The following is a 6,521-nucleotide window of genomic DNA, read 5'->3' as shown; positions in this document are numbered from 1 at the left end:
GTCGGCAATCTGTCCGGCGGTCAGCGCAACCGCGTGCATCTGGCCAAGATGCTGAAGACCGGCGGCAATGTGCTGCTGCTCGACGAACCGACCAACGATCTCGATACGGAAACGCTGGCCGCACTCGAAGACGCGCTGGAAAACTTCGGCGGCTGCGCCGTCATCATCTCGCACGATCGTATGTTCCTCGATCGCCTGGCGACGCACATCCTCGCCTTCGAGGGCGACAGCCATGTCGAATGGTTCGAAGGCAATTTCGAGGATTACGAGCAGGACAAGATCCGCCGCCTCGGGCCGGATGCCGTCAACCCGCACCGCATGACCTACAAGAGGCTGACGCGGTAAGGGGTTTTAGGGCGGCGATCTCAACCAGCATGAGGAGCTCAAATGGCTGATTGGTCCGCCGCCCAATATCTGAAATTCGAAGACGAGCGCACGCGGCCCGCGCGGGATTTGGTCGCGCAGGTGCCGGTGGACTTCCCGCGCCGGGTCGTCGACATCGGCTGCGGGCCTGGCAACTCGACCGAACTGCTTGTCGAGCGCTGGCCGGATGCTGAGGTGAGCGGCTTCGACACTTCGCCCGACATGATCGAGAAGGCGCGGGCGCGCCTGCCCGAGGTCACCTTTGATCTCGCCGATGCCTCCGAATGGCAGCCGGCGGAGCCGGTCGACGTGATTTTCGCCAATGCTGTGTTCCAATGGCTGCCTACCCATCCGGCGGTGTTCCAGCGGCTGATGGGCTTCCTCGCCCCAGGCGGTGCGCTTGCCGTCCAGATGCCCGACAATCTGGGCGAGGACTCCCACCGCCTGATGCGGGAGACCGCCGCCGAAATGCCATTTGCCGAAAAGCTCAAGGGCGCGGCACGCGGGCCGTTGCCGCCGGTGTCGTTCTACTATGACCTGCTGTCGCCGCTCAGCGACCGGCTTGATATCTGGCACACCATCTACAACCATCCGCTTGCCGACGCGCAGGCGATCGTCGAATGGGTGAAATCGACGGGCCTGAAGCCGTTCCTCGATCCGCTGGACGCCGAGGAGAGGGCGATGTTCCTCGAATGTTACACGGCCAAGATCGCCAAGGCCTATCAGAAGACGGCTGATGGCAAGGTGCTCTTGCGCTTTCCGCGCATTTTCATTGTCGCAAAACGAGCTTGATTATCCATGTCGCGCGGCGCCTTAGGGCCGCTTGGCTTTGGCTGTGGCCATGTCGAGGGATCGGCTTCAGTCGGCCCAGATCTTTGGTTTAAGCCGGCGTAAACCGCCTCGGTGAGAAAACTGTTGCGCCGGAACGCTCCGGCGCCCACATGAAGCCCGCAACGCCTGCGGATGGGACGGACTGGACATGCATCGCGTCATCATCAGCGGCATCGGCGTTGAGATCCCCGAACCCACAATCACCAATGAAGAACTGGTCGCCAGCTTCAATGCCTGGGTCGACCTGGAAAACGCGCGTCGCCAGGATACTGGCGAGCCGCCGCTGCCGAAATCGGACAGCGACTTCATCGTCCACGCCTCGGGCGTGCGCACCCGTCATGTGATCGAGCGCGAGGGCATCCTCGACCCGACCCGGATGGCGCCGCGCATTCCCGCACGGCCCGACGATGCGCTGTCGCTGGAGGCCGAGTTCGGCATAGCCTCGGCGAAGAAGGCCCTCGACCATGCCGGGCTGCAGCCGTCGGATATAGACCTGGTGATCTGCTCGGCCTCGCATCACCAGCGGCCCTATCCGGCGATCGCCATCGAAATGCAGGAGGCGCTGGGGACGAAGGGCGCGGGCTTTGACATGGGGCTTGGCTGTTCTTCGGCGGCGGCCGCCTTGCACATAGCCGTCAATTTGGTGCGGTCGGGCGCGCACAAGCGCATTCTGGTGACGACGCCCGAGATCATCACCGGCCATCTCAATTTTCGCGACCGGCAGACGCATTTCATCTTCGGCGACGCTTCGGTGTCGATGGTGGTCGAAGGGCTGGCCAAGGGCGACAAGCGGCCGGGGCGCTTCGAAGTGCTCGACACGCGCGTCTGGACGCAGATGTCGAACAACATCCGCACCAATCTGGGCTATCACACCCGCACCGCCCAGGATGATCCTTACATGATCAATCTGGAAGGCAATCTGATCAAGCAGGTCGGCAACAAGGTGTTCAAGGAAGTCACCGTTGCCGGGCAGAAATTCATCGTCGAATTCCTGGCCGAGCACGGGCTGACGCCGCAGGCGATCAGGCGCTTCTGGCTGCATCAGGCCAATGCACGCATGAATGCGATGATCCTGAAACTGTCGTTCGGCCACGAGGTCGACCACGACCGCGCGCCGATGGTGCTGGAGCGGCTTGGCAACACGGCGGGCGCCGGCGCCATCGTCGCGCTGTCGGAAAACCACGCCGACATGAAGCCTGGCGATTTCGGCCTGATCTGCGCCTTTGGCGCGGGGTATTCGATAGGCGGTGCGCTGTTGCGGATGCTCTAGGTATGTCGATATTCAGGTGAGGCCGCCCGGCGAATGGCTACGCTTCCCCGCGTCGCGGTAGGGCTGAACTCACGTACCCAAAAGTACGCTCCGTTCCTGTGCTCGGAATACACCTTGGCGCTCAATACGTCTTGTTGCGTTAGGCTGGTGCGAACGGCACTCGCCTGGCGATCGCCATCCCATCGGTGACGTTGATCGGACGATCAGCACTTTCGACTGGACGCCGCGAAGTCCGCCCGGCTAATTCGCTGGATGACGAGAGAAAAGAACGCCATGCTGGATCTCTTCCCCGAGGCTGAAAAGCCGATCGAAATCATCCCCGCGCGAAAGCTTGCCGCCAAGGCGGCAGCGCTTTACGTGGCGCCGGCGGATCATTTTCAGACGCGCCCGGTGGACGAATTGCTGCTGGATTTCGATGGCATAGCAGGCGATTTTCATGCCGGACCGACACGCCGCGCGGGCGGGCGCGAGCCCTGGTATCCGCGCGGCACCGAAATGCGCAACGAACGGCAATTGTCCATAGTGGCAGCGGACGAACTGGCGGTTGTTGCCCAACGCATGGGCCTGGCCGAGATCAGGCCGGAGTGGATCGGCGCCAATCTTGTGATCGAAGGGGTGCCGAACCTCTCGATGCTGCCGGCCGGCACGCTGCTGTTCTTCAAGGGCGGCGTCACCATCAAGATTGACGTACAGAACGGACCTTGCCGCATCGCCGGCCGGTCGATCGCCGAGAATGCCGGAATGGCCGACGTCGAAGCCGGCGCGCTGTTGTTCCCAAAAGTCGCGAAACGGCTGCGCGGCGTCGTCGCCTGGGTCGAGAAGCCCGGAACGGTCAGGGTCCGCGAAGAAATCTCGGTGCGCGTGCCGGAGCAGTGGATCTATTCGGCATAGCTGTGCGGCAACCAGAGGGCAGGAGCTACGCCGCCGTCGCGGCGTAGCCAAGCTCACTAGGCGTTAGCTTTGCGGTTCTTCTTGGCGCCTTGCGCCATAACGGAAACATGGTCCCACTTGTCCCATGTGGCGAGTCGGTTGGCGTATTCCTGGCGTATCATCGGCAGGGCGCCGTCGCCGAAGAACACCCTGAGCGGTGGCTCGGCGGCGTCGACAATGGCCAGCATCGCCGGCCCGGTGGCCTCTGGATCGCCGGCAACGGAATTGGCGCGGCGCTCTGCCATCTTCGCACGGGCGGGCGCATAGGCCTCGATCGGCTGAGAGATCTTGGCCGACGGGCCGGCCCAGTCGGTGGAGAAGCCGCCCGGTTCGACCAGCGTCACATGGATGCCGAATTCCGCGACCTCGATGCTCAGCGACTGGCTGAAGGCCTCCAGCGCCCATTTCGAGGCGTGGTAGAGGCCGAGCGAGGCAAAGGCATTGACGCCGCCGATCGACGAAATCTGGATGATGTGGCCGGAACGCTGCGCCCGCATGATCGGCAGTGCGGCCTGAGTGACCCACAGCGCGCCGAAGACATTGGTTTCGATCTGGTCGCGAGCTTCCTGTTCGCTGACCTCCTCGATGGCGCCGAAATGGCCGTAGCCGGCATTGTTGACGACGACGTCGAGCCGGCCAAAACGCTTGTGCGCCTCGGCGACTGCGGCATCGACGGCTTTCTTGTCGGTGACGTCGAGCTTTATCGCGGCAATCCTGTCGCCGTATTTCTCGACGAGATCGGCGAGCGTGCCGGCATCGCGGGCGGTGGCCGCGACGCTGTCGCCGCGCGCGAGTGCAGCCTCGGCCCAGACGCGACCAAAGCCCTTCGACGATCCGGTGATGAACCAAACCTTTGATGTCATGATCTTGGAGACCTTGCCCCTGCGGGCGTGATTTTGCGTGAAAGCGGAGGCCTCTCCGCTTTCGGGCATATACGGTCCGTCCTCTGATTTTCCAGAGGCGACCGGAATCTTTCGAAAAAGACGCCTGAATTATCAGGGATAATTCACCTGAGACGACCACGCCGGATCCTCGTGCTTCTCCCAATAGAGCGCCATCAGCCGGCTGGTGATCGGTCCGACCTTGCCGTTGGCGATCGCCGCGCCGTCGATCTCGGTCACCGGCATGATGCCGCCCGCGGTCGAGGTGATGAAGACCTCGTCGGCCTCGCGCAATGCAGTGACGCTGACATCGGCCGCGGTGGCGGCAAGACCTTGTTCGGCGCAGAGATCGAAGACGGTGCGGCGGGTTATGCCCGGCAGCACGCCAATGGAAGGCGTCGACAGCTTGCCGTCCCTGACGCAGAAGACGTTGAAGCCCGGGCCCTCGGCGACATTGCCGTTGAAGTCGAGGATCAATGCGGTCTCGGCGCCGCGATCATAGGCATCGTAGAGGCCGCGCACCAGATCGAGCCAGTGGTAGTTCTTGATCGCCGGGTCGATCGAGGCCGGCGGAATGCGCATCTTGGCGCTGATGGCGACACGCAGGCCGCGCTGCAACTGCTCGGCATTGGCGACCGAGCCGAACGGCACGGCGAACGCCATGAAGCGGTTGACCGCCTGGCGCGGGTCGCGGCTGAAAGTCGGCGAGGCGCCGCGCGTGCACAGCATTTCGACATAGGCGGCGCGATGACCCGACAGCGCCACGCAATTGTGCAGGATTTCGGTAACGCCGTCGCGATCGAAGGGGATGGTCATGCGCAGCTTTTCCAGCCCGCCGAAGAAGCGGTCGAGATGCAAATCGAGGCGGAAGAAGCGGCCGTTCCAGACATGCACGGTGTCGTAGGTGGCGTCGGAATGCAGAAAACCCCAGTCCAGCACCGAGATCTTGGCCTGCGACATCGGCAGGTATTGGCCGTCGAGGAAAGCGACCCCCTCGGGATAGGAGTGCGGGTCGACATGGCGGTCGTCGACGACGGGCGGTCGCTTCTCGTCCTGTGTTGCCATTGTCCGGCTCATCGGGGCCTCCTGTCACGCAGGCGAGAGGCTAGCGGCGCTGGGCAGAAGGCATAGAGCCACCCGCCCGGCGCTGTTCGGCCTCCATGACGATCTGGCCGATACATTCGATCGCGATTGCCGTATCGTTCCGGGTCTGAACGGGAGGGGAAAATGGGCAGGTTTGGGGCCGTCACAGCGGCAATGATGATGTTCGCCGCTGCGGGCGACGCCCGCGCCCAGTGCGCGCGCGAAGGCGAGGAATTGTGCCAGGGCGGGCAGACCTATCGCTGCGAGAAAACCGGCGGCGAATTGACTCCGATCTTCCAGAACCTGCCTTGCGCGGTGAACGTGCTGTCGCTGAGCGGCACCTGGGTAGGCAATGGCCACCAGAGCCCGGCGGGTGACGCCGGCGCCGACTGGGCGATCGCCATGACCATCAACGATGGCAGCGCGTCGATCGACTATCCGTCACTCGGCTGCGGCGGATCGCTGTCGCAGACGTCAAGGGACGACATTTCGGCGGAATACCACGAGAACATCACCTACGGTCGGGACAAATGCATCGACGGAGGCAACATCACCGTCAGGTTTTACAAGGGCAATCTGTCCTGGATTTGGGTCGGCCACGCCGATGGCCAGACCTACAATGCGGTCGCCGTGCTAAAGCGGAAGTAGCCGTGGTCATTCCTCCTCGTCGTCGGCGTCGAGCAGGCGGGTTGCGCGCCAGCGGGTGAGCACGATGTTGGTCTGCTCGATGACGAAGAAACGCGCCGAGTCGCGGTCATAGCCTTCGCTCAGCAGTTTCTCGTAATCGGTGTGCATGTGGCGGATATGGGCAATCGTCGCCAGCCATACGGCGATGCCCGGCGGCAAGGTCTTCATGTGGACCGCGCCGGCGTCGGTGCGGATCTTCTCCATGTCGGCATAGGGAGCCAGCGGCAGAAGAGCGGTCAGCGCCTTGGCTATGGCGCGGCGGCGGCCGGTCGGCGCCGTCACCGCCGGGTCCGATCGGGCTCGTCGCGCCCTTCGATGGTCGCCTCGGCAATAGCGTCGGTCGAGGCGAAATAAGGTTTGATGTCGATGACCGGCGTGCCGTCGAGCACATCGATGGCGTCGAGATCGATGCGGCCGGTGCGTTGGTCGAGCGCGACGAGCCGGACCACATGCAGCCCGATGGGGTTGGGGCGGGC

The 6,521-nt window shown here is 63.5% G+C and carries 9 protein-coding genes; 5 read left to right on the top strand and 4 right to left on the bottom strand.

Going from position 1 to position 6,521, the window contains the following annotated elements; genetic code table 11:
• From EN964_RS20405 to EN964_RS20390, 4 genes are all read left to right on the top strand, one after another.
• Positions 1–345: ATP-binding cassette domain-containing protein (locus EN964_RS20405; protein ID WP_127276674.1), on the top strand; the 345-nt coding region annotated here is incomplete at its 5' end.
• Positions 346–387: 42 nt separating this feature from the next.
• Positions 388–1,155, top strand: a complete 768-nt coding sequence (tam, locus tag EN964_RS20400) for a trans-aconitate 2-methyltransferase (protein WP_127271532.1) — start codon at positions 388–390, stop codon at positions 1,153–1,155.
• A 187-nt stretch (positions 1,156–1,342) separates the two neighbouring features.
• Positions 1,343–2,464 (top strand): beta-ketoacyl-ACP synthase III, encoded by a 1,122-nt coding sequence (locus tag EN964_RS20395; RefSeq protein WP_127272443.1) that lies wholly within the window; start codon positions 1,343–1,345, stop codon positions 2,462–2,464.
• Between the two features lie 273 nt (positions 2,465–2,737).
• Entirely contained in the window at positions 2,738–3,355 is a 618-nt protein-coding gene (locus tag EN964_RS20390) for an MOSC domain-containing protein (protein WP_127271384.1), read from the top strand.
• 56 nt (positions 3,356–3,411) lie between these two features.
• Here the strand turns inward: EN964_RS20390 and EN964_RS20385 are convergent, their stop codons facing one another.
• Together EN964_RS20385 and EN964_RS20380 are read right to left on the bottom strand one after the other, a co-directional pair.
• Positions 3,412–4,257, bottom strand: a complete 846-nt coding sequence (locus EN964_RS20385; protein WP_127276672.1) for an SDR family oxidoreductase — start codon at positions 4,255–4,257, stop codon at positions 3,412–3,414.
• A gap of 132 nt (positions 4,258–4,389) precedes the next feature.
• Positions 4,390–5,352, bottom strand: a complete 963-nt coding sequence (locus tag EN964_RS20380; RefSeq protein ID WP_127267194.1) for a D-amino acid aminotransferase — start codon at positions 5,350–5,352, stop codon at positions 4,390–4,392.
• 150 nt (positions 5,353–5,502) lie between these two features.
• On the opposite strand from EN964_RS20380, the gene EN964_RS20375 reads away from it, so the two are divergent.
• On the top strand, positions 5,503–6,006 hold the full coding sequence (locus EN964_RS20375; protein WP_127267193.1) for a hypothetical protein: 504 nt from the start codon (positions 5,503–5,505) through the stop codon (positions 6,004–6,006).
• Between the two features lie 6 nt (positions 6,007–6,012).
• Here EN964_RS20375 and EN964_RS20370 read toward each other — a convergent pair whose 3' ends face one another.
• Together EN964_RS20370 and EN964_RS20365 are read right to left on the bottom strand one after the other, a co-directional pair.
• Positions 6,013–6,327 carry a DUF2293 domain-containing protein gene (locus tag EN964_RS20370; protein WP_127260329.1) on the bottom strand — a complete coding sequence of 105 codons (315 nt, stop codon included), beginning with the start codon at positions 6,325–6,327 and terminating at the stop codon, positions 6,013–6,015.
• On the bottom strand, positions 6,324–6,521 hold a 198-nt coding region (locus EN964_RS20365), incomplete at its 5' end, for a TrmO family methyltransferase (protein ID WP_206528737.1). The genes EN964_RS20370 and EN964_RS20365, both read right to left, overlap by 4 nt.

The organism is Mesorhizobium sp. M7A.F.Ca.CA.001.10.2.1, from assembly GCF_003998575.1.
GTDB lineage: Bacteria > Pseudomonadota > Alphaproteobacteria > Rhizobiales > Rhizobiaceae > Mesorhizobium.
This window is presented reverse-complemented; position numbering and strand designations above follow the sequence as displayed.

Bases quoted from the DNA above. Each gene is read 5' to 3' on its own strand.
- EN964_RS20375 (WP_127267193.1), top strand. From the start codon at position 5,503: ATGGGCAGGTTTGGGGCCGTCACAGCGGCAATGATGATGTTCGCCGCT.
- EN964_RS20380 (WP_127267194.1), bottom strand. From the start codon at position 5,352: ATGAGCCGGACAATGGCAACACAGGACGAGAAGCGACCGCCCGTCGTC.
- EN964_RS20385 (WP_127276672.1), bottom strand. From the start codon at position 4,257: ATGACATCAAAGGTTTGGTTCATCACCGGATCGTCGAAGGGCTTTGGT.
- EN964_RS20390 (WP_127271384.1), top strand. From the start codon at position 2,738: ATGCTGGATCTCTTCCCCGAGGCTGAAAAGCCGATCGAAATCATCCCC.
- tam (WP_127271532.1), top strand. From the start codon at position 388: ATGGCTGATTGGTCCGCCGCCCAATATCTGAAATTCGAAGACGAGCGC.
- EN964_RS20395 (WP_127272443.1), top strand. From the start codon at position 1,343: ATGCATCGCGTCATCATCAGCGGCATCGGCGTTGAGATCCCCGAACCC.